This window comes from Leyella lascolaii, from assembly GCF_900079775.1.
Lineage (GTDB): Bacteria > Bacteroidota > Bacteroidia > Bacteroidales > Bacteroidaceae > Prevotella > Prevotella lascolaii.
The window spans coordinates 278,414-302,164 of record NZ_LT556034.1 but is presented as its reverse complement, the minus strand read 5'-3'; the positions used below and the strand labels follow the sequence as shown (position 1 = coordinate 302,164).

The 23,751-nt window shown below is 52.0% G+C and carries 11 protein-coding genes; all 11 read left to right on the top strand.

From position 1 onward, the window contains the following. The first annotated feature begins 269 nt into the window (after positions 1 to 269). The 11 genes from BN4609_RS01210 (at position 270) to gpmI (ending at position 23,267) form a co-directional block, all read left to right on the top strand. Complete coding sequence (locus tag BN4609_RS01210) at positions 270 to 3,254, top strand: SusC/RagA family TonB-linked outer membrane protein (protein WP_068854980.1); 2,985 nt, start codon at positions 270 to 272, stop codon at positions 3,252 to 3,254. A gap of 20 nt (positions 3,255 to 3,274) precedes the next feature. Further along, a complete protein-coding gene (locus tag BN4609_RS01205; protein WP_068854979.1) occupies positions 3,275 to 4,798 on the top strand; it encodes a RagB/SusD family nutrient uptake outer membrane protein in 1,524 nt (507 codons plus the stop codon). 78 nt (positions 4,799 to 4,876) lie between these two features. After that, complete coding sequence (locus tag BN4609_RS01200; RefSeq protein ID WP_068854978.1) at positions 4,877 to 5,824, top strand: Calx-beta domain-containing protein; 948 nt, start codon at positions 4,877 to 4,879, stop codon at positions 5,822 to 5,824. A 139-nt stretch (positions 5,825 to 5,963) separates the two neighbouring features. Further along, positions 5,964 to 7,622: a C10 family peptidase gene (locus BN4609_RS01195; protein ID WP_084791311.1), complete on the top strand. Its 1,659-nt coding sequence runs from the start codon at positions 5,964 to 5,966 to the stop codon at positions 7,620 to 7,622. A 728-nt stretch (positions 7,623 to 8,350) separates the two neighbouring features. Then, on the top strand, positions 8,351 to 11,602 hold the full coding sequence (locus BN4609_RS01190) for a SusC/RagA family TonB-linked outer membrane protein (RefSeq protein WP_068854976.1): 3,252 nt from the start codon (positions 8,351 to 8,353) through the stop codon (positions 11,600 to 11,602). A gap of 28 nt (positions 11,603 to 11,630) precedes the next feature. Next, positions 11,631 to 13,250 (top strand): RagB/SusD family nutrient uptake outer membrane protein, encoded by a 1,620-nt coding sequence (locus tag BN4609_RS01185; protein WP_068854975.1) that lies wholly within the window; start codon positions 11,631 to 11,633, stop codon positions 13,248 to 13,250. Positions 13,251 to 13,288: 38 nt separating this feature from the next. Next, a complete protein-coding gene (locus BN4609_RS01180; protein WP_068854974.1) occupies positions 13,289 to 15,298 on the top strand; it encodes a hypothetical protein in 2,010 nt (669 codons plus the stop codon). A 213-nt stretch (positions 15,299 to 15,511) separates the two neighbouring features. Next, entirely contained in the window at positions 15,512 to 17,599 is a 2,088-nt protein-coding gene (locus BN4609_RS01175; RefSeq protein ID WP_068854973.1) for a M6 family metalloprotease domain-containing protein, read from the top strand. A 492-nt stretch (positions 17,600 to 18,091) separates the two neighbouring features. Then, positions 18,092 to 18,826, top strand: a complete 735-nt coding sequence (locus tag BN4609_RS01170; protein WP_068854972.1) for a hypothetical protein — start codon at positions 18,092 to 18,094, stop codon at positions 18,824 to 18,826. A 108-nt stretch (positions 18,827 to 18,934) separates the two neighbouring features. Then, a complete protein-coding gene (locus BN4609_RS01165; RefSeq protein ID WP_068854971.1) occupies positions 18,935 to 21,562 on the top strand; it encodes a glycoside hydrolase family 78 protein in 2,628 nt (875 codons plus the stop codon). Positions 21,563 to 21,743: 181 nt separating this feature from the next. After that, positions 21,744 to 23,267 (top strand): 2,3-bisphosphoglycerate-independent phosphoglycerate mutase, encoded by a 1,524-nt coding sequence (gene gpmI / locus BN4609_RS01160; protein WP_068854970.1) that lies wholly within the window; start codon positions 21,744 to 21,746, stop codon positions 23,265 to 23,267. Positions 23,268 to 23,751: the final 484 nt, after the last annotated feature.

The window sequence follows — 23,751 nt, the reverse complement described above, 5'->3', positions numbered from 1 at the left end:
CCATCCATGATTTAAAAGCATACACCTCTGCGACAGAGGTGTACGCAAAGATAACAAAATGATTGTAAAAACAGTAAGGATAAATGACTGATGTAAGACATATTTTCCATTAGGTGGAAAAACGTAAGAAGATATAAGTAAAACGGATAATGATAATGCATGACGGAGGGTGAATAAAAGCGAAAAGTCGCATTACTTCCGGTCATGTTGTATGAGAGAATTAGGTGTATATTTTTTATTATTTAATCAAAATCAGGAGAGAGATTTTTATGAAACAAAGACTGACAATGTTTTTTGCCTGCCTGTTCCTTGGAATAGGAATGGCACTGGCACAGTCGCGCCTGACCGGAGTAGTCACCTCGGCTGAAGACGGTGAGCCGGTTGTGGCAGCATCCGTCAAGGCAAAGGGCCTGAATGTGGGCACTGTGACAAACGTCGACGGAGAGTTTACTATTAATGTACCGGTTGGTACGGAGCTTGAGATTACCTATCTCGGCATGCTTCCCAAGAGGGTGAAAGCCTCAAACAATATGCGCATTGTGCTTGAGTCTGACAGACAGTCACTTGACGGTGTGGTCATCACAGGTTACGGTTCGGCGCGTAAGCTCGGAACAATAGCGGGCTCTGTGTCGACAGTGACGTCGGACAAACTCGCAAACCGTCCTGTGGCAAACGTAGGAGACGCTTTGCAGGGACAGGTGTCCGGCCTGCAGGTGTTCACGTCTTCGGGTGAACCGTCAGCTACGACAAGCATGCGTATACGTGGTGTTACGTCAATATATGCGACTACCGAACCTCTGTTCATACTTGACGGAAGTGAAATTTCGCAAAATACATTCCTTTCGCTCAACCCTAACGACATCGAGAACATGACCGTGCTCAAGGATGCGTCGGCTACGGCAATCTACGGTTCGCGTGCGGCAAACGGTGTAGTTATCATAACATCCAAGAGAGGAAACTTCGGCGAGTCACCGACAATATCGATAAGCGCGCAGTACGGTCTGTCTGAGATGACGGGTGACAACCTCGACATGATGGATGCCAACCAATGGCTCGCTTTCCAGGAGATGCTCAACCCTTCTTACAAGACAGATGCCAACTTCCAGGCAATGAAGGCTTATTATAAGAAATATAATATAGGTACAGACTGGAAGGAGAAGCTTTTCGGAGGCACAAAGCCGACTTCACAGATAGACGTTAGCATACGCGGCGGTTCTCACAACATGTCCTATCTCGTTTCTTACGGACACTATGACGCAGACGGAATCATGGACGACTCCAACATGCGCCGCGAGACACTGCGTGCCAACATCGAGTCTAACGTAAACGACTGGCTCAAGGTAGGTGCCAACACGAATATTGCTTATACAAAGTTTAAGGAAGCAGCTTACGGTAATCAGTCAAACAGCCCTGGCAACAAGGCTTTCGTAGCCCGTACGTTCTTGCCGACACTTTCTTATTATGAGGTACTTGGTCTTAATCCGGAAGACTACGCCAACAGTACATTTGAAGGCTACGGCAAGCGCGTGAACGTATATCCTAACGGGGACTATAACCCATATTACCTGTCTGAGATACAGCCGTCAAACACACGTCGCGTGCGACTGAACGAGAACCTTTTCGTTAACATCAATCCTGTCAAAGGTCTGAACATACGTTCAGCGGTTGGTCTTGACGCTAACGACTTGCGTAGTTCATCCAAGTGTCTTAAAACTCCTGAAGTGTCTTTTGCAGAGAAAGGTTACGTGGCAGAAAGTTTCTCACGCTTCTACCGTTGGACGGTGACTAATACAGCCGAGTATAAGTTCAACTTCCTTGAGAGACACAACGTTACCGTTCTTCTCGGTCAGGAGTCCATGTATGGTAAGACAGAGTCGTTCGGTGTGTCAGCAGATGGCTTTGAGGACAACAGACTTCTCATGCTTCCACTTGCAGCACAAAAAAACGTAAGAGTACCTTCACAAGGCATCTCGGAGGAAGTGCGCAACTCATGGTTTGGTACGCTCAACTACGCTTATGCCGACAAATATTTCGTCGACTTGAGTATACGTCGCGACGGCTCGTCACTCTTCGGTGAGAACAATCGTTGGGCAACATTCGGTGCCGCAGCATTCATGTGGAGTGTAGCGAAAGAAAACTTCATGGAATCTACACGCAGCTGGCTCAACGACCTGCAATTCAAGGTAAGCTATGGTTCAACAGGTAACTCTGGAATAGATCCGTATATGGCTCTCGGACTTGTCGGTGGAGGTCTGGAGTACAACGGTGATACAGGTTCGGCTGTAGCCAACGCGCCCAACCCTGAGCTTACATGGGAGACGGTGAAGACATTCAACGTAGGCTTGAACGGACGTTTGTTCAACCGACTCTCGTTTGATGTGGAGTTCTATAATAAGGTGACATCCAACATGCTCGTTAAAATGCCCTATTCCTACACAACAGGCTTTGGTACCGGTTGGGGTAATGTGGCTGAGATGTACAACCGCGGTGTGGACTTCAACATCAGCTATGACATAATAAAGAACAAGGACTGGTACTGGAGCGTATCTCTCAACGGAAACTATAACAAGAACAAAGTGACAAAACTGTTTAAGGGGGCTGACTCTTACGATGTGACCAATCTCATCCACCTTGAGAAGGGTTATGCTTACGGTACACTGTATCAGGTGCGTTGGAGTCACGTTGATCCGGCTGACGGTCAGACTGTATGGCTCGACAAGAACGGCAACGAGACAAAAGTCTTTTCTGAAGACAACCGAGTGATGCTCGACAAGGGAGTGATTGCTCCGTGGTCAGGCGGTTTCTCAACAACCGTATCATGGAAAGGTCTGCAGCTCGACGTGCAGTTCATTGGTATGTTCGACCGCTACATGGCGAACAACGACCTGTATTTTGTGCAGAACCCAGCTTTCGCAACACAAGGCAACCAAAGCACGGCTATGCTCAATATGTGGACACATCCGGGACAAATTACAAACATAGCGGCAGCGAACTGTCAGCGTCAGTTAGACACAAGTCTGTTTGAAGACGCGTCGTTTGTACGCCTGAAGTTCCTGCAGCTGTCCTACAGCCTTCCGCAGGACTGGCTTAACGCCACAAAGATTGTTAAGGGCGCGAAGGTTTATTTCATCGGGCGCAACCTGCTGACTTTCACCGGATACCACGGATATGACCCTGAGGTGGACGACTATGRTACTTTGGGTAACTATCCGAATACACGTCAGTATTCATTCGGTATACAGTTAACATTATAAACGTAAAACAAGGATAAACAATGAAAAAGATATATTTGTTTCTTGCATTGACTGCCGGTCTTCTGGTATCATGCGACATGGACAAGGAGCCTTATGGATCTTTAAAAGACACAGAGGCTCTGCAGACACCTACCGACTTCAAGGCAATGCGCGTGGGGCTGTATTCCGCATTGCGTGGGACAATAGGGGGCAACGGACGATACACTACGCCTGAAGTACAGTGTGACGGTTTTCATGCTCTTATCGGAAACTCAAATACCTTCGGTGACATGTACCGTTGGGATTTCACCCCACAGAATAGTACGATAGACGGTGTGTACGGCGGTTATCAGAGCGCAATAACCCGTGCCAACTTTATCATCGACGGATATAACAAGTGTGACATGTCAGACAAATCGCTTTTCACAGACGCTGAGATGGTGAGTGTGAGGGCTGCGAAAGGTGACGCCTTCTTCTTGCGCGCATACAGCATATTCATGCTCTCGCAGTTCTACTGCGCCGACTATGATGCTTCAACGGCAGACAAGGCGAACAGCGGTGTTTCCTATCGTCTCGACTACGCTCCGTCGTCTAACCCAAGCACATATCCGGGAAGAAAAACTCTCGCCGAGACGATGGCACAGGTGACAGCCGACCTCGACAGCGCGGCTAAATATGTCAGCGAACCAAATGCTGCGCTTAGCGCATATATCACTCAGGATGCCATCACGGCACTGCGCGCGCGTCAGGCTCTTGCAATGGACAACTATAAGGATGCAGCCAAGTATGCGGAAGCTCTCATCTCTTCAGGCACATATGCTCTGGCAGAAGGGACTGATGAACTGAAATCCATGTGGGCTGAAGACGCGGGTATGGAAACAATTCTGCAGCTTGCCATTGCCAGCAAGTCTGAGCTTATCTCCGGATTGGGAACATATTACCAGCCGGTTGACAAAGAGCCAGACTTTGTGCCTACGAAGACTCTCGTCGACCTTTACAGTGACAAGGACTACCGTAAGAAGGCTTACTTCAATCAGATAGACATTAAAACCACAACCGGAACATCCGGTCGCGTTTATGCATTCAACAAGTTCCCGCTTGAAACAAGACTCTACAAAGAGTATAAAGTCACCGAGGCACGTTCTGTAATAGAGCCAAAGGCATTCCGCATAGCCGAAATGTATCTCATAGCGGCTGAGGCATACGCGCAGCTTGCACAGACCGACCAGTCTTATCTTGTAAAGGCAGCCCAGTATATCAATGCTCTTGAGAAGAAACGCATCGCAGATTATAAAGACCGTTCGTTTAGCGCTTCTACTATAATGACTGAGCTTCAGAATGAGCGTCAGCGTGAGATGGTGGGTGAAGGCACACGTCTGTTTGACCTCAAACGCTGGCACAAGAATATGGAGCGCGGCGAGGCACAGCAGGAAGACCTGTTGCTGCTGCCCGGACCTACAACCACACAGCTCGAGCGTCCTGCCGGTGACAACAGGTTCACATGGCCGATACCGAAGCACGAGATGGACGTGAATAAGAAAATGGTTCAGAATCCAGGATACTAATTCTAAATGCAGACGGAGCGTTGAGTGTCAGCGGTCCGTCTGCCAACAAAACAACAATCATAAAAGCAAGAAAGACTTATGAAACACATAAAAATATATATGCTTTTGGCGATTGCACTGCCGTTCATATGGTCGTGCTCCGATAATGGGGATGACATAAACACCGGGCAGTGTACTGTCGGATTTGCCAGCGAGGAAGTAGAGATAAACGAAGCTACGTCTGGCTACACAAACATTCCTATAAACGTGAGCGGCCTCAGAAACGGTGCTGTGAAGATAAAGATTGAGGCTGCACCTGTCGGCGAGAACGGAGCTGTTGAGGGAAAACACTATTTCATTACCGACAAGACACTCAACATCAATGCCGACACACTCAGCACCGGAACGCTTAACGTAGAGGTGAAGACTTTGGACGACAATGTCATCAACGATCCACGCCAGTTCACTCTGACCATTGTCTCTGCAAAAGGTGCAGAGATAAAGACACAGAAGACAACCGTAACCATAAAAGATAACGATGGCGACACTTATCTGGCATTCTTCGGCACATGGACGCTTAACGCCAAGAAACCTGTGTTTGACGCGGACGGCAAGCAAGTTCCCGGGCAGTCTCAGGATGTCTCTTTTGACGTGAAGATAAGCGGAACAGCTAATGAGAATTCCGCCGACTATGAGAGCATCCTTACAGCCTCATGTCCGTCAATGTTTAACTTAGGTTCTAATGTTTATCTTGACTGCACATGGCGCTTCCGCTATTCATATGACAAGACATTGAGGGTTGGAACGCTCGGTTTCATCTGCGGTGAGCAGATTGCATCCTACGGTACTGACTATCAGTGGGTATGGGCTACAGACAACGGTCGTCAGTACACATTCAATGACGTTACAYCCAGATGGACTGTAGCTGAAGGCAAAGTGCTGCCCGATGTCATCAAGTTCAACGAAGCACAAAGCCTTTATCTCTTCCAACCGGGACAAGGCATGTGGAATGTAATGTATGACATAACACTTACGAAGAAGAATTAATCTCTCGCCTTATATTTAAGGATACAAATCAAAATGCAGAAGGCAGGTTGTCCGGACGGCATAGTCCTGCAACCTGCCTTTATATATCATTCAGCCGGGAAATCTCCGGCTTTTGACCATTATATAAAATACTTCTATTATGAAAAGACATTTCTTAATAATATCATTGATGCTGGCTGTGGCATGTACTGTAGGCGCAAAGCCGCGCACGGCGGCACAGTTGCGCCAGGAGGCGGCAAAAGCCCTGTCAACCACATCCATGGCAAAAGGCATGCGCAGCAACGCCGCAGCCACTCTGAAAGTGTTGGACCGCAAATCGCAGCTCACCGTACTTGGATATGCCGGAGGCGGATATGCCGTAATAGCCAATGACGACACATTCTCCCCTGTGCTCGGTTACAGCGACGCTTCTCTCACCGACAGTCATTCGCCCGCATTCCTCTGGTGGATGGAGTCCGTCAACTCGTCGCTTGAGAAAAAACTGGACGAGGGACGACAGCCGGCAAAGGTGCGGAGAGCTTCTGAATATAAAAGTCATGTAGACGAACTGCTCGTAACACGCTGGAACCAGAGCGCGCCGTTCAACAACATGTGTCCTACCTATACTGTCAACGGCAGCCGGAAGAATTACGTGACCGGGTGTGTCGCGACATCCATGGCGCAGATGATGTATTATCACAAATATCCCCTCAAAGGCAACGGACATAATTCTTATACATATACCTCTGAGGAAGGTTACGGCACAGTAAGACCGGCGGCTAATTTTGAGACAAACTACGATTACGATAACATGCTGCCCGTATACACTCCCGGCAACTACACACAGGAGCAGGCAAATGCGGTGGCAAAACTCATGTTGCATTGCGGAGTGGCTGTGGAGATGCACTACACCACAACGGGCAGCGGAGCTTACAGTGCTGACGCATGTCTGGCTCTGCGCAAGTATTTCAAGTATGACGAGAGCATAAAGCTCTATACACGCGAGTTTTATCCTGCCGAGGAGTGGATGAACATGATATTCCGTGAACTGAGCGACGGTTGCCCGGTCATTTATGGCGGACAGTCCGCCCAGGGAGGCCATTCGTTCATTCTCGACGGTTACGACGAGAATGGACTGGTGCATGTCAACTGGGGATGGGGCGGCACGGACAACGGATTCTTCGACATCGCCGACCTCGACGGATATACCCGCGGACAGGACATGGTGACTGTGCGCACGCCCGATGACACCACTTACAACGGCACCTACCATTCACTCTGGGGACTGGGCAGCAATCTCGTCATCACAAACTCAATGAATACTCTCAATGTCAAGTGCGACGGCATTTATAATGTCGATGTCGACAACTTCACTGGACGGCTCGCCGTCATGATATGCAACGTGAACACCGGAGCCGTGACGTCTCTTTTGATTCTTGCAGACGAGTCCGACCTCACGGACGTCCCATATCTGCGAGGCTTGAGCATATCAAACGCACCGGCTCAGGTTTCCTATCTCCCCAATGGAACATACCGCGTTTATCTTGCCACGAAATCGGTAGACGAGACCGACTGGCAACCGGTGCGTAGCAAGGAGACCGTGAACAACAGCTACATTCTCGTGAAGAACGGAGGCAGTGTCACGCTCAGAGCCGAAAACGATTCAAACTGGACAACAGCCATCGGCAACCTACCGACTGTCGATAAGAAGGAAGACAACCGCATATTCAGTCTTGAAGGTCGCTATTTAGGAACCGATGCCGATAAACTCGGACGTGGAATATACATCAGAAATGGTGTGAAGTTCATAAAGAACTGATGCGAGTCACTCACTCCGTCTGCCACACATTGTCAGACACTTTATAAGTCAAAGAGTCATATCATCCCTGCAACGGGCATGCATATGGCTCTTTTTATTTTCATCACATCATAATGAAAGTCTGTATGATGATGCCTGTAAGAATATTTTCTTACACCTTATTATATTATATACATTAATATCATCGCCCGTTGCAGGCATGACACTCACTTCGTGAGGATCATCAACCTTCAAAAACACTTTTTGCAACCAATGCGCAGGTGTGATTGTCACATGTTCTTTTATTCATAAATGGCGTCCGTCAGTAGATTTCTGACGGCAGCACCCAATGCATATGCCATATATCTCACTATCCTGTCTGACCTATCGCTAAGACTTGTAGATAGTTCTAAATAACGGTACGGATTCCGTTTTCTGCCAAAACATAAAGCTGCCTAAGCAATGCCCCACATGCATTTAACAGGTCATGTCATCACTCTTATATCTTAACCTCTGCGACAGAGGTYTATGCAAATTTAACAAAAAAACAGCAAAACCGTATATGTTCAAGAACATCGGTTAAGAATAATTTAGATTCTYACATATYTCGGTTTGGGCGGYGAAAAAGAACAACGGACGCCCTACAAAGACGAAGCGGAGGGATAACACTACGCTACACACAGGTACATCACGAAACAAAAGAATAAACATTTTTTAATTATTTAAATCAAATCAGGAGAGAGATTTTTATGAAACAAAGACTGACAATGTTTTTTGCCTGCCTGTTCCTGAGCATAGGAATGGCGCTGGCACAGTCGCGCCTGACAGGTACGGTCACCTCGGCAGAGGATGGACAGCCCGTAGTCGGTGCCACGGTAAAGGCCGTCGGCATGAATGCGAGAGCCGTGACCAATGCTGATGGCGTGTTCACAATCAACGTGCCGGTGGGCACAGAACTGGACATCACCTATCTGGGAATGGTTCCGCAGAGGGTGAAAGCGGCACGCAACATGAACATCGTGCTCCAGCCGGAGAACCAGATGATAGACGAGGTGATGGTCGTTGCCTACGGAACGGCTAAGAAATCAGCCTTCACAGGTTCGGCAGCAGTGCTCGACAACGACCAGATAAAGAAGACAGCCGACTCAAACCCGCTGCAGTCACTCACAGGTAAAGTGTCCGGTGTACAGATAAATTCAGCAAGCGGACAGCCCGGCAACAGCGATTTCCAGATACGTATCCGTGGTATCAGCACAATGATGAGCTCAAGTTCTGTAGGTCAGAACCCGCTCATCATCCTTGACGGCGCTCCTTTCGAGGGCGACATGAACACTCTCAACCCCAACGACATCGCATCCATGACAGTGCTGAAGGACGCCGCTTCGGCTGCCCTCTACGGTGCGCGCGGTGCCAACGGTGTCATCATCATCACCACAAAAGGCGGCGGACAGGGCACAAGCGGTATCACTGTCGACACGAAATGGGGTTCTAACTCACGTGCCATACCTGACTATGAATACGTGACAAGTCCTGCAAAATACTACGAGATGTACTATGGAGCGTTGAAAAACTATGCAGCCAACCGTCTCGGATATGACGGCAACGCGGCTCACGTATGGGCAAACCAGAACCTCATCAACAGCACATCCTACGGTCTGGGATACAATGTATATAATGTTCCGAACGGTCAGACCCTCATCGGTACTAACGGAAAACTCAACCCCGCCGCCACACTTGGAGCACTCGTAACAGGTGCCGACGGTGTCAGCCAGTACATGCTCATGCCCGACAACTGGGCTGATGCAGCCTACCGCAACGGTCTGCGTCAGGAATATTCGGTTACGGCAAACGGAAGCAACGACAAAGGCTCGTTCTACATGTCGTTCAACTATCTCAACAACGAAGGTATAACTGTGAAGAGCGACTACAAGCGTCTCACCACCCGAATGAAAGGCAACTATCAGGTTCGTCCGTGGCTCAAGGTGAGTGGAAACTTCGACTATGCCCACTACGACAGCCAGTATCTCGCTGATGAGACTGCGACAAGCTCGGGCAACCTCTTCAACCTGCGCTCGCTCGCACCGATATATCCGCTCTACATACGCGACGCAAAGGGCAACATCATGACCAACAGCACCACTGGACTGCCTGAGTACGACTACGGAGACGGCAAGATAAACGGTCTGGTGCGTCCGATGTACGGCTCGGCTAACCCTCTTAACGACATACAGCTCGGCACTGACAGCTACAACGGCAACTCGTTCAACGTCACAGGTACAGCCGAGATACGTTTCCTCAAGGACTTCACATTCACATCGCGCAACACCGGAATGCTCAACGAGCAGCGCGCCAACAGCCTTTCACAGAACATCTTCGGACAGTCTGCCAACATTGGAGGAAGTGTAGGAGTGGGTCACACACGCACATGGGCTTACAACTACCAGCAGCTGCTCAACTGGCATCATCTGTTCGGCAAGCACGACGCAGAGGTGATGCTTGGTCACGAGTACTACCGCAAGAAAGACTATTCGCTCTCGGGAAGCAAGACAAACATCTTCTCACTGGGCAATCCGGAGCTTGCCGGAGCTATCACAGACAGCTCCATCAAATCTTACACACTTGACTATAACACCGAAGGATATTTCGGACGCGCGCAGTACAACTACGACAACCGTTATTTCGCATCGGTCAGCTTCCGCCGCGACGCTTCCTCTGTGTTCCATCCCGACCATCGCTGGGGTAACTTCTGGTCGTTCGGTGCGGCATGGATAATAAGCAAGGAGAGCTGGTTCAACGCTCCTTGGGTAGACGAACTGAAGATTAAGGCGTCTTACGGTGAGCAGGGTAACGACAACATACCTTTCTATCTTTACACAGACCGCTACTCTTTCCAGAACAACAACGGCGAGATAGCCCTTGTGCCGAGCGGAACAAAAGGCAACGAGACCATCACATGGGAGAAGAACGCCAACTTCAACGCAGGCGTAGAGTTCTCACTGTTCAAGGGACGCCTCATGGGTAGCATGGAGTATTTCATACGCCGTACCACCGACATGCTCACGGCATTCCAGCTGCCGCCTTCGAGCGGTTACACCTCAACCTACGACAACACCGGTAACATGCACAACCAGGGTGTCGAGGTAGAGCTCAACGGAACTGTGCTCCGCACAAAGGACTTCGAATGGGGACTGAACCTCAACCTCACCGCATACAAGAACGAGATTGCGGAGATAAACGAGGAGAACAAGACTGAGATCGCGCCCAACGGCTCACGCGGATACGGCGGCGGACAGTATTTCTACGGTGAGGGCGAGTCCATGTACACATGGTACATGCACAAGTTCGCAGGCGTAGACCACGAGACTGGAGAGGCTCTCTACTACAAGAGAGTGAGCAAGCCTGTTGTAGACGAGAACAACAATCCGGTGCTTGACAAGAACGGCGAGCCGAAGACCGAATATGTCATCGAGACCACAAAGAACGCTACCGAGGCTACAAAATTCCTCTGCGGAACGGCTCTTCCATGGGCTTACGGAGGATTCGGAACCACATTCGCATACAAAGGCTTCGACCTCTCGCTCGACTTCACCTATCAGCTCGGCGGAAAGGTATACGACTCTGAGTATGCGTCTTCAATGGCAGGCAGCAGAGGATATGCCTTCCACACCGACCTCATCAACGCATGGACACCGGAGAATGTTAACAGCAACATTCCTAAGTACGAGATTTCAGACGACAACATGGCAGCAGCTTCCGACCGCTTCCTAACAAGCGCGTCTTACCTCTGCCTGCAGAACGTCAACTTCGGATACACTCTGCCGAAGAACCTCGTCGCTAAGGCACACCTCACAAACGTGCGTGTATACTTCTCAGGTTCCAACCTGTGGCTCTGGTCAAAGCGTCAGGGACTTGACCCGCGCCAGAGTATCACCGGTGCCACAGCCGCATACACCTATTCACCTATGCGCACCATACAGGGCGGTGTGACTATTTCATTCTAAAAATGATAAAACAAAACAACAGAAGACAATGAAAATACTGAATAAATATGGAATGGGAATGGCTCTCGTAGCCGCATCGTCGTTCATGCTCACAGGATGTATAGACGAGACATTCCCCACACAGAACGCCACTACCGGACAGGTGGAGGGGAACTCCCAGGCGGTGGAGGCAATGCTCATGGCTGTTCCTGCCCAGCTCAATACAGAGACTCTCGGAAGAGGCGCGCACTGGGATTTCGGCTATCCGGCGATAATGCACGTGCGCGACGTCATGACACAGGATATGGCTACAGCCAACGACAACATGTACAACCAGTTCTCGTCATGGGGACAGAATGTGGCTCAGGGCATCGACTATGCCTACGCGCAGATGCTGTGGACCGCACAGACATCGTATGTCAACGGTGCGAACGTCATCATCAGGACACTCGATCCTGAGACAGCCAGCGACACTCAGCTCGGCTATCTCGGCGCGGCTCTTGCCTATCGCGCAATGTTCTATCTTGACATGGGTCGTGAGTATGAGTTTCTGGAGAACGACGCCGTAGAGCCGCTGAGCCCCGAAGGCGAGAGCGTTCTCGGACTGACAGTGCCCATCGTGGACGAGAACACAACCGATGAACAGGCACGCAACAACCCGCGCGTTGACCGTGCCACTCTCGGAGCGTTCATCGAGAGCGACCTGAAGAAGGCTGAGGAGTATATCACCAAGCTCACCCTTGCCGACAAGTCAATGCCCCATCTCGACTGCGTGTACGGTCTGTATGCGCGTCTTTACATGTGGCTGGAGAAGTACGACCTTGCAGAGGAGTACGCACGCAAGGCAATCGACAACTGCACAGGTCATGTGATGACCCAAGAGGAGGCTCTGAACACCTCAACAGGATTCAACACCGCCACACCTTGGATGTGGGGAGTGCACATCAACAAGGAGTCTATGATAAACAATCTGCAGAACTACTGCTCGTTCTTCTCTTGCGAGACAACATGGGGATATTCCACCCCCGAGGCTGGCTCGGAGATTATGATAGACCGCAGCATGTACGAGCGCATCAGCGACACCGACTGGCGCAAGCTCATGTGGAAGGCTCCGGCAGGCAGCGCGCTTGACGGACAGAACACCTACTGCGACCCTGCCATAGGCGAAGCTCTTAAAGACTACTCGTCACTCAAGTTCCGTCCGGCAGCAGGCAATGTGTCCGACTTCAGCGCAGGCGGTGAGATGGACTATCCGCTCATGCGTGTAGAGGAGATGTATTTCATCGAGGCTGAGGCTGCCGCACGCCAGACCGACGGTGTGGCACGCGCCGCTTCTCTCCTTGAAAACTTCATGAAAGCCAACCGCGACGCCTCATATACATGCGGCATAACAGTTCAGGAGCGTCTCATCGAGGAGATTCTCTTCCAGAAGCGCATAGAGCTGTGGGGAGAGGGACAGGCTTTCTTCGACGTCAAGAGATGCAACATCCCATGCACACGCAGCTATGCCGGCAGCAACCATGTGCCCGACGAGGCGTTCAACACTACAACCCGTCCGGCTTGGATGAACTGGGTGATAGACTACTACGAGCAGGTGAACAACTATGAAGTCACCAAATTCAACAACCCGGACCCGAGCCGTGCATACGATCCGATTCCTTACGAGTAAAACAGCAACACCAATAATTCATAAAGCAATTACCATATATGAACAGAATATTCAATTATTGCGCTATGACGCTCCTCTCCGCAGCAGCCCTTACCATGGGCTCCTGCACCGAGGAATATGAATACGACCCCGCCGGAGCCGTAGCAGGAGCGCAGGTATACTTCAGCAGCGAGCTGGAGACCACAGTCAACCTTGAACCGGGCGCGACAAGCTTCACGGTGCCTGTAAGCCGCGTGAAGACAGACGACGCGCTGACAGTGAACCTCACGCTCACAACTGCCGACGAGGACAAGGATCTCTTCAGCATGCCGGGACAGGTGAGCTTCGCAGAAGGCGAGAGCACTGCCGAAGTGACGGTAGACCTCAATCCAGAGATAGAACTGGAATACGACGACTTCAAGGAAGTGAGCATCAGCGTCACCGACGCTGACTACACCACGCCTTACGGACAGTCTGTATATACTTTCTCGGTAGGCATCCCCGCTCCATACAAATCACTGGGTACAGGTCACTTCTCCGACACACAGCTCATTACCGGATATGTTGATGTGGAAATCATGCAGAACGAGATAGACCCCAACCAGTTCCGCATCATGAATCCTTACAAGGAAATAGCGGAGATGTATGAGGACGAGGGATACGAGGTATACCCCACGGATGACTATCTTGAAGTGACCATCATGCAGCCGGGCAACTCACTCAGCGGTGTCACCATCACACAGAGCGACCTTGTGTATTTCAGCCCGACACCTGTGGGCATCGACATGATGGGACAAGGCAACGTAACTGAGATTTGGCATCCGGTACACTTCGGAGGCAACTATGCCACGGAAGAAGCATGGACACACAGCCGCGTACTGGCTTATCAGGAGAACGGCTTGCCGGGTGAAATACAACTCGCACCGTTCTACTATGATCCGGTTTCTGGTTATGGAAATCCCTCTACAGCTTCTCAGGACGGTGTCATCGACATCGTGTTCCCTGGCTACGAGATTACCGACTACAGCATCAGTCTGAGTTACTCAGGCGCGCTCATCAGTGCTGAGGAGGAGAGCTTCGCGCTGGGCAAAGTCACTCTCGGAGCAGACGTGGCAGAAGCAAAGGTTGCCGTTGTTGAGGGCGACAACGCCGATAATGCGCTCAACCAGGTGCTCGGAGGAGCAGTCGAGACTGTAAGCGTGAAGGAAAGCGGTGACGTGAGAGTACCGTGCAACTACAGCGGAACATGCACGATGATAGCAGTGGCTTACGACGACGAGGGCACTCTGCAGAACTATGCCACCACCACATTCGACTTCGCCCTCACTCCGGGCGAATGGAAAGGCATCGGCACGGGTCTGTACACCGACTATGCGTTCGCTCCGATGTTCCTCGGCGACCAGAACGGTAACCCGGCTCCGGCTCCCACATATGAGGTGCAGATACAGGAGAACGTGAACACTCCCGGTGTTTACAGAGTAATCAATCCTTATCATCCGGACAACTATTACTATCAGGTGCAGGGCGGATACGGCTATGACGAGTCGCAGGACTACAACCTGATTATAGACGCGCACGATCCTGACGCCGTATACATCCAGGCTCAGCCGATAGGTATAGACGGAGGCTGGCAGGACCAGGCACAGACCAAGCCTTGGGGCACAATCACACTCTTCTCGCTCGGAGGCGCATATATCGACGCGGGCAATCCGTTCGACGCTGTGAAAGGCGCAGGACTCATCAAGGGAACGCTCAAAGACGGTGTGGTGACATTCGAGCCTAAGGAGCTTTTCATGGGCGGCACAATGATGGAGGCTGGCACAGGCTACTATCTCGGAGTGAATGACGTTACTTCAACCCAGCCCGTGTTCCTGCCCACAACGGTGCTCGTGCTTCCCGATGCTGTCACAGCTCAGGCTAAGGCAAAGGCTGCCGGAGCCAAGAAGCAGACTATGGTCATGAGACAGACTGACAAGAGCAAGTTCAGACACGTAGGAAAGAAGATACGCAAAATCAACAGCTTAAAGAAAGTAAGCGCAACCAAATACATCAGATTCCAGCGTGGATAAAAAGATAAGCAGAACAGACTGACAATAGGATGAGACCGCTGTCCGCAGACCGCTGTCTCATCCTTTTTTTATTCTCAAGTACCGGCTGACGGATTTTACGCGAAGTCCTGACACGCCATAACAGGCACAAGCCAACCGTGACATGCGCATACGCGCCGCCGGCGGAGACAATACAGACACAGAATATCATAAATATAAACAAGGAGAACGCAAATGAAAAAACTACTCATCGTGTGCGCCTCGCTGCTCTTCACACTCGGGGCGGCTGCCGTACCGGCAAAGCGTGGCATATGGAAGACCATACGTCTTGCCGACGGAACAGAAGTGAAGGCAGAGCTGAGAGGCGACGAGTTCATGAACTACTGGGAGAGTGCCGACGGACGCCGGTTCACAATGAACAGCGCGACAAGGCTATTTGAGACGGCTGACTTCGAGGCTCTCAGAAAGAGCGCGGCTGCCAAGCGTGCCGTACGCAAAGCCTCAAGACCGGCATACGCGCAGGGAGGTCCGTCAAACGTGACACTGGGCGGGGACCATCCGCCGTATGTGGGAGAGAAAAAAGGTCTTGTCATACTTGTGGAGTTTGCCGACATGCCGTTCCGCGACGGTCACGATGTGGCTCTGTACAACCGCATACTGAACGAGGACAACTTCAGTAACGACATGGGATTCATAGGGTCGGTGCGTGACTACTTCCGCGACCAGAGCTACGGACAGTTCCTCCTGAGCTTCGACATCGCCGGTCCGGTGCGCATGCCAGAAGGCTATGCCCACTACGGAACGAACGACAACGCCAACATAGGAGAGATGCTCGAGACGGCTCTTCTGGCTGTAGACAATGACATCGACTTCACAAAATACGACTGGGACGGTGACGGAGAGGTGGACCAGGTGTTCTTCCTCTACGCCGGACGGGGAGAGGCATCCGGAGGCGACGAGGGCACCATCTGGCCTCACGAGTGGCAGCTGCTCGGCGCGCTGGGCAGATACATGACGCTCGACGGAATGAGAATCAACACCTATGCGTGCGGATGTGAGATGGCGAGCGCGACACGCATCGACGGCATCGGCACTATATGCCACGAGTTCTCCCACTGTCTCGGACTTGCCGACATGTACGACACCGACTACAGCGGAGGCTACGGCATGAGCACATGGGACATCATGGACCAGGGCAACTATAACGGAAACTCTTACATCCCCGCCGGATACACGGCATGGGAGCGTGCCTTTGCGGGATGGCTGGAGCCGGAGGAGCTGACCGAAGCCACATCGGTGGACGACATGGCTCCGCTCTCCGACGGAGGCAAGGCTTACCTCATACGCAACGACGGACACAGCGACGAGTATTATCTGTTGGAAAACCGCAGCCAGACAGGATGGGACGCGGGACTCGAGGCGTCGGGTCTGCTGGTGGTGCACGTTGACTTCGACGAGAACGTATGGGCACGCAACAAAGTGAACGACGACCCCAACCGCATGCGCTGCACGCCAGTCGTAGCCGACGGACTGCGCGGAATAAGAAACATCGCAGGCGATGTGTTCCCCTACAACTCCAACAACAGCCTCACCAACACATCGAGACCGGCTGCTGAGGTGTACAACAAGAACACCGACGGCTCCTATCTTATGAACAAGGACATAACCGGCATAACACGCAACAGCGACGGAACAATATCCTTCAACTTCGCTCCGTCAGTGTCGAGCATACTGCTCTACGAGTCGTTTGACGGATGCAACGGCAAGGGCGGAAACGACGGCGTGTTCAACAACATAGGCGCGAACAAGAACGTGGGAACGGGTACCATGAGCACCGACACCGACGGATGGATATACACCAAGGCAGGAGGAGCCAACCAGTGTGCCATGTTCACCGGTGCTGCCACCACTCCGGAGTTTGAGCTGAACGGAATGGCAAGGCTTACGTTCAAGGCGGCTCCGCTCACCACGGGTGCCAACGCGTCGCAGCTCACACTCTCTGCCAATGGCAACGCCACGCTCAGCAAGACCGACTACACTATGAGCATAGGCAAGATGACGGAATATACTCTCGCGGTCGAGGGCACGGGCAAGGTGAGCGTGACGTTCACTCCCGGCAACATATTCTTCCTCGACGAGGTGAAGATTGAGTCTGTCACCACATCAGGCATAGAGGGCGTGACTGCCGGTGACAACGGAAGCGTATCAGGAAAACCTGCCGACAACCGCATCTACAGCATCGACGGACGCTACGTAGGCACCGACACAGATGCTCTGAAAGAGGGCATATACATCAGGAACGGAAAGAAGTTCGTGAAATAAGAACACAATCCCATTTACAATTATAACTGAAAAAAGGCGGACACATGATAATGCCCGCCTTTTTTCCATTCCACAACCACCTCTCGCCATCCCCTATGTACCACCTACAACAATCCATCAATTTTCAATCCATCCCTAACAGTAGAGACGCAAAATCTTGCGTCTCCCGTCCAACGAAATGCAAGTAACAGGTGTGCCAAATGCTTCTTTTACAGTGCGTTCCTTGCTTGTGAGACGCAAAATTTTGCGTCTCTACTTGGTTACCGCAACTGTCTCGCAACATCCTTACCGCGAATCCGCATTCCTCCAATGCCTTTCAGCACTGCACAAACACCAATTCAATCCATGCCGGGTAAATCTCTGTAATACAATAAAAAACGAAATAAAAACGAATATTCAATACTTTTCCACTATCAGACACGTCCCTACCCTTGCTTTTACGGACAAAAAACGCTAACTTTGTCACCGTAAACACATATTGTCATATCACACATGAGACGATTCCTGATTTTCGCCGTCATGGCACTCGGAGTGCTTGCGGCACATGCCATTCCCTTCGAAGAGGCACGGAGAGAAGCTCTCTTCCTCACCGACAAGATGGCATACGAACTCAACGTGAACGAGGCGCAGTATGAAGCCTTGTGTGAAATCAACCTCGACTACCTCATGTCCCTCTCGTCATCACGCGATGTAAAGGGAACTCATCTCAACCGCCGCAACTATGACATAAACTGCGTTCTCACGCCAATGCAGTACAGCAAGTTCTATAAGGCGGACTATTCCTACACCCCTGCGAAATGGGACGCCGGAGTGGTGCTGAAGGTATACACGCGCTATCCGGACCGTTCGAAGATGTACCGCAAGACTCCCTACTCCTACAGCGTGTACCGCGGAAGCCACAGCTGGGCAAACAACGGCAACAAAAGCTGGTATAAAGGCAAGGACTTCAAGTCTGACAAAGCCGTCAGGTCGTTCGGCAACAGGACACTGTTCCCTAAGAGCGGATCGCATGCCACACCCAAAGGACACGGCACGCGCAGCGGTCACACCACCGGCATCGGGCAGGGCGTATCCGTGGGCAGCGGTGTCACGATAGGCAACGGTGCGAAACCGGCGAAAAGCAACGGCATAGGCAATGGCGTGACAATAGGCAACGGGGCGGGTACCGGCTCGGGAACAGGCATCGGACAGGGTGTCGTTACCGTGAAGGGAAACAAGAAGAAATAAAGCTGAAATGAAGGCGGCACGCAGTACATCATATACTGCGTACCGTCGGAATACAATATACAATCTTACGCTATTACTCCGAATAAAAAACCAAAAACACTTAATGACATGAAAAGAATCCGTTCTTTGCTCATCACAACAATGGCTGCCGCCACGGCATGCGCGCAGCCCACAGGACTCAGGACAAACCATCTCACGGATCCGCTCGGCGTGGACGACACCGCCCCGAGGCTGGAATGGCGCAGCGAAGGCAAGGCGCAGGCTACCTACTCCGTGACAGTGGGCACAGACAGCGCGCAGGTGGCGCAAGGCATAGGCTCCGCATGGGAGAGCGGCACCGTACGTTCGGACGCGCGGCTCGTGACCTATGCCGGCAAACCATTGCAGCCGTTCACCGTCTACTATTGGAGAGTGGAGACAGGCGACGGCAAGGGCGGAACGGAAAAGTCGCGTGTGGCACGGTTTGAGACGGGACTCATGGGACAATGGAGGGGTGCGTGGATAAGCGACGGACACGACAAGGACCACCGTGCGGCGCCTTACTTCAGAAAGACATTCGATGTAACCAAAACAATAAAGTCGGCAAGGGCATACATCTCGGCAGGTGGTCTGTTCGTGCTGACTGTCAACGGACAGAGGGCGGGCGACCATTTCCTCGACCCTGTATATACACGCTACGACAGACGGTGCTCATACGTCACGTTCGACATAACGTCTCTGCTGCGCGGCGGACGCAACGCGCTGGGGGTGGTGCTCGGCAACGGGTGGTACAACCATCAGGCTCTGGCGGTGTGGGACTTCGACCGCGCGCCGTGGCGCAACCGCCCCACATTCTGCATGGACGTGCGCATAACCTACACCGACGGCACCACGGAGACAGTGGCGACCGACCTCAGCTGGCGCACGTCGGACGGACCGCTCGTCTACAACAACATATACACCGGCGAGCACTACGACTTCAACCTCGTGCAGAAGGGATGGGACACGCCGCAGTTCGACGGCTCCAAGTGGCAGGGAGTGCGCCTGCGCAGCGCACCGGCACCGCTCGTGTGGTCACAGCAGATGGAGCCGATACGTCTGACGGAAAGCATCGTCCCGCTGAAGGTGACGCGCATCAACGACTCCACTTATGTCTGTGACTTCGGCAGAAACATGGCTGGCGTGACTGAGGTGAGGATGAAAGGAGAGAAAGGAACACGCCTGCGCATAAGCCACGGCGAACGGCTTCACGGTGACGGGACGCTCGACCAGTCGAACATCGACGTGTATTACCGTGGCGACAAAAAGACTGAGCCTTTCCAGACAGACATACTCACGCTGAGCGGAGGGGACGACTCGTTCCGCGCGGAGTTCAGCTACAAGGGTTTCAGATATGTGCAGGTGACAGCCGACCGACCCGTAACGCTCGGCTCAGGCAACATCACGGCGCACTTCACACACAGCGATGTGGAGACGGCGGGAAGCATATCCTCGTCCGAGCCATTGCTCGACAAGACCGTGCAGGCGGCACGCATGGCATACATATCCAACCTTATGGGCTACCCTACAGACTGTCCGCAGCGCGAGAAGAACGGATGGACGGGCGACGGCCATCTCGCCATAGAGACGGCTTTCTACAACTACGACGCCATAACAGTGTACGAGAAGTGGCTCGCCGACCACCGCGACGAGCAGCAGCCCAACGGTGTGCTGCCCGACATCATACCCACCGACGGATGGGGATACGGCACGGACAACGGGCTTGACTGGACGAGCACGATAGCCATCATTCCGTGGAACATCTATCTGTTCTACGGTGACATGCGTCCGCTCGCCGAATGCTACGACAACATGAAACGCTATGTCGACTATGTGGACAGCAACAGTCCGGAGCATCTCTCGGCATGGGGACGGGGCGACTGGGTGCCTGTGAAGACGCAGTCGGACAAACTGCTCACATCGTCCATCTATTTCTTCGCTGACGCCACAATACTGTCAAAGGCGGCGGCTCTGCTCGGACACGACGATGACCACAGGCGTTACGCGAGGCTGGCGGCAGACATCCGCGACGCCATAAACGCCAGATTCCTCAACCGCGAGACGGCTGTCTACGCCGGAGGATCGCAGACGGAGATGAGTCTTGCGCTGATGTGGAAGGTCGTGCCGGACGACATGACACGGCGGGTGGCTGCCCGTCTGGCTGAGAAAGTGAGGGCGAACGACTGGCATCTTGACGTAGGCGTGCACGGAGCGAAAGCCATCCTCAACGCCCTTAGCGAGAACGGATATGCCGAGGACGCCTACCGCATAGCCGTGCAGGACACCTATCCATCGTGGGGATGGTGGATCGTGAACGGCGCCACCACCTTGCTCGAGAACTGGAACCTCAAAGCCACGCGCGACATATCGGACAACCACATCATGTTCGGAGAGATAGGCGCATGGCCCTACAAGGGTCTCGGAGGTATATTCCCTGACGAGCGGCAGCCCGGATTCAGACACATAAACCTGCGTCCGAACTTCGTCAGAGACCTGAGACACTTCGAGGCGAGCCACAACTCGCCCTATGGCACAATAGTGTCAAAATGGAACCGCAAGGGCAAGACCGTGACCTACACCGTCACACTGCCGCCCAACACCACAGCCACACTCACCATACCGGGTGCCGGAGACGGCGGAAAGACGGTGGAGCTTGAGGCGGGCACACACTCGTTCGAGATAAAAGACAACGGCAGATACAAGAGAGTAAGCCGCTGACAGAATAAATATTAAACGAAGATAAAAAAAAGATAAAAGATGCAAGATTGCATCACATTTGCATTAACTTTGCATGTGAATGACTGAAGACGTTGCATACTGATGGTGCGGACACTCTGTCATGCTCTCAGACACCGTCTTGTTCTTATAAAAACAAAATACACATTAAATACAGATTATTATGGCAAAGAAAGCTCTATTGATGATTCTCGACGGATGGGGAATCGGAAAACATGGTGCAGGCGACGTGATTTACAACACTCCTACGCCCTATCTTGACTATCTCTGCGCAGTGAGCGCGCACTCACAGCTGCAGGCTTCGGGCGAAGACGTTGGTCTGCCCGACGGACAGATGGGAAACTCCGAGGTGGGACACCTCAACATCGGAGCGGGCAGAATAGTTTATCAGGACCTCGTGAAGATAAACCGCGCATGCAAGGACGGCTCAATCATGCAGAACCCGGAGATTGTAAGCGCCTACAGCTACGCTAAGGAGAACGGTAAGAAACTGCACCTCATGGGTCTTACTTCAGACGGAGGCGTGCACTCGTCACTCGACCATCTGTTCAAGCTTATCGAAATATCAAAGGCTTACGGACTTGAGAAGACTTTCGTGCACTGCTTCATGGACGGCCGCGACACCGACCCGAAGAGCGGCGCGGGATTCATAAGCCGTCTGCAGGACGTATGCTCCGCCAACGGCGCACACATCGCAAGCATCGTGGGAAGGTTCTATGCCATGGACCGCGACAAACGCTGGAACCGCGTGAAAGAGGCTTACGACCTGCTCGTAGAGGGCAAGGGCAAGAAGGCGGACGACATGGTGAAGGCTATGGAGGAAAGCTATGCCGAAGGCGTGACAGACGAGTTCATCAAGCCGATAAGCAACGCCAAAGCTGACGGAAGGATAGAGGAAGGCGACGTGGTGATATTCATCAACTTCCGCAACGACCGCGCCAAGGAGCTCACACAGGTGCTCACACAGCAGGACATGCCGGAAGAGGGCATGCACACAATAAAGAACCTGCAATATTACTGCATGACTCCGTACGACGCTTCGTTCAAAGGTGTGCACATACTCTTCCCGAAAGAGAACGTCATGGACACTCTTGGAGAATATCTGAGCAAGCAGGGCAAGAAGCAGCTGCATACCGCAGAGACCGAGAAATATGCTCACGTGACTTTCTTCTTCAACGGAGGACGCGAGGCTCCATACGAGGGTGAGGACCGCATTCTGGTGCCGTCGCCGAAGGTTGCGACCTATGACCTGAAGCCGGAAATGAGCGCATACGAGGTGAAGGACAAGCTTGTGGGGGCAATAAACACACAGGAGTATGACTTCATCGTGGTGAACTTCGCAAACGGAGACATGGTAGGGCACACGGGAGTGTACAACGCCATCGCCAAGGCAGTGCACGCCGTGGACAACTGTGTGAGGGAAGTGATAGAGGCGGCAAAGGCTAACGACTATGAGGCAATAATCATAGCAGACCACGGAAACGCCGACAACGCCATCAACGAGGACGGAACGCCCAACACGGCTCACTCGCTTAACCCCGTGCCTTTCATATACGTGACCGACAACAACAGCGCAACCGTAAAGAACGGACGCCTCGCCGACGTCGCACCGTCGATACTCCACATCATGGGTCTGGAACAACCGGCTGACATGACAGGCGAGAACCTGATTGAGGACAACAGGTAATCCGACAACAACGGAGAACTGAAAACGATACAATCCCGGATGACACGGCATACAGACACCGTGCGTCCGGGATTTCGCATTTACGCACCCGCCAACCCAAGCATGCTTTTCCACCCTACCGGATAATACGCGCGCACACGCGCATACATTTATATAATATACGGACATTATTTATATATCATACACACATCATTTTCCCAGTACAACGACTCCCCTACGTCCACCCAAGTAGAGACGCAAGATTTTGCGTCTCACAAGCAAAAATCCAACAAGCAAAACTCCAATCCACCCAAGTAGAGACGCAAAATTTTGCGTCTCACAAGCAAGGAACGCAACGAAAAACAAGCATTCTTCGCACTGATAATCGGCACATCTTTGCTCGGGAGACGCAAAATCTTGCGTCTCTACTGTTTTATAATGGAGCGATAAAAAACATACCATTACCACCGCGATATAATTGAAGTAACCAAGTAGAGACGCAAAA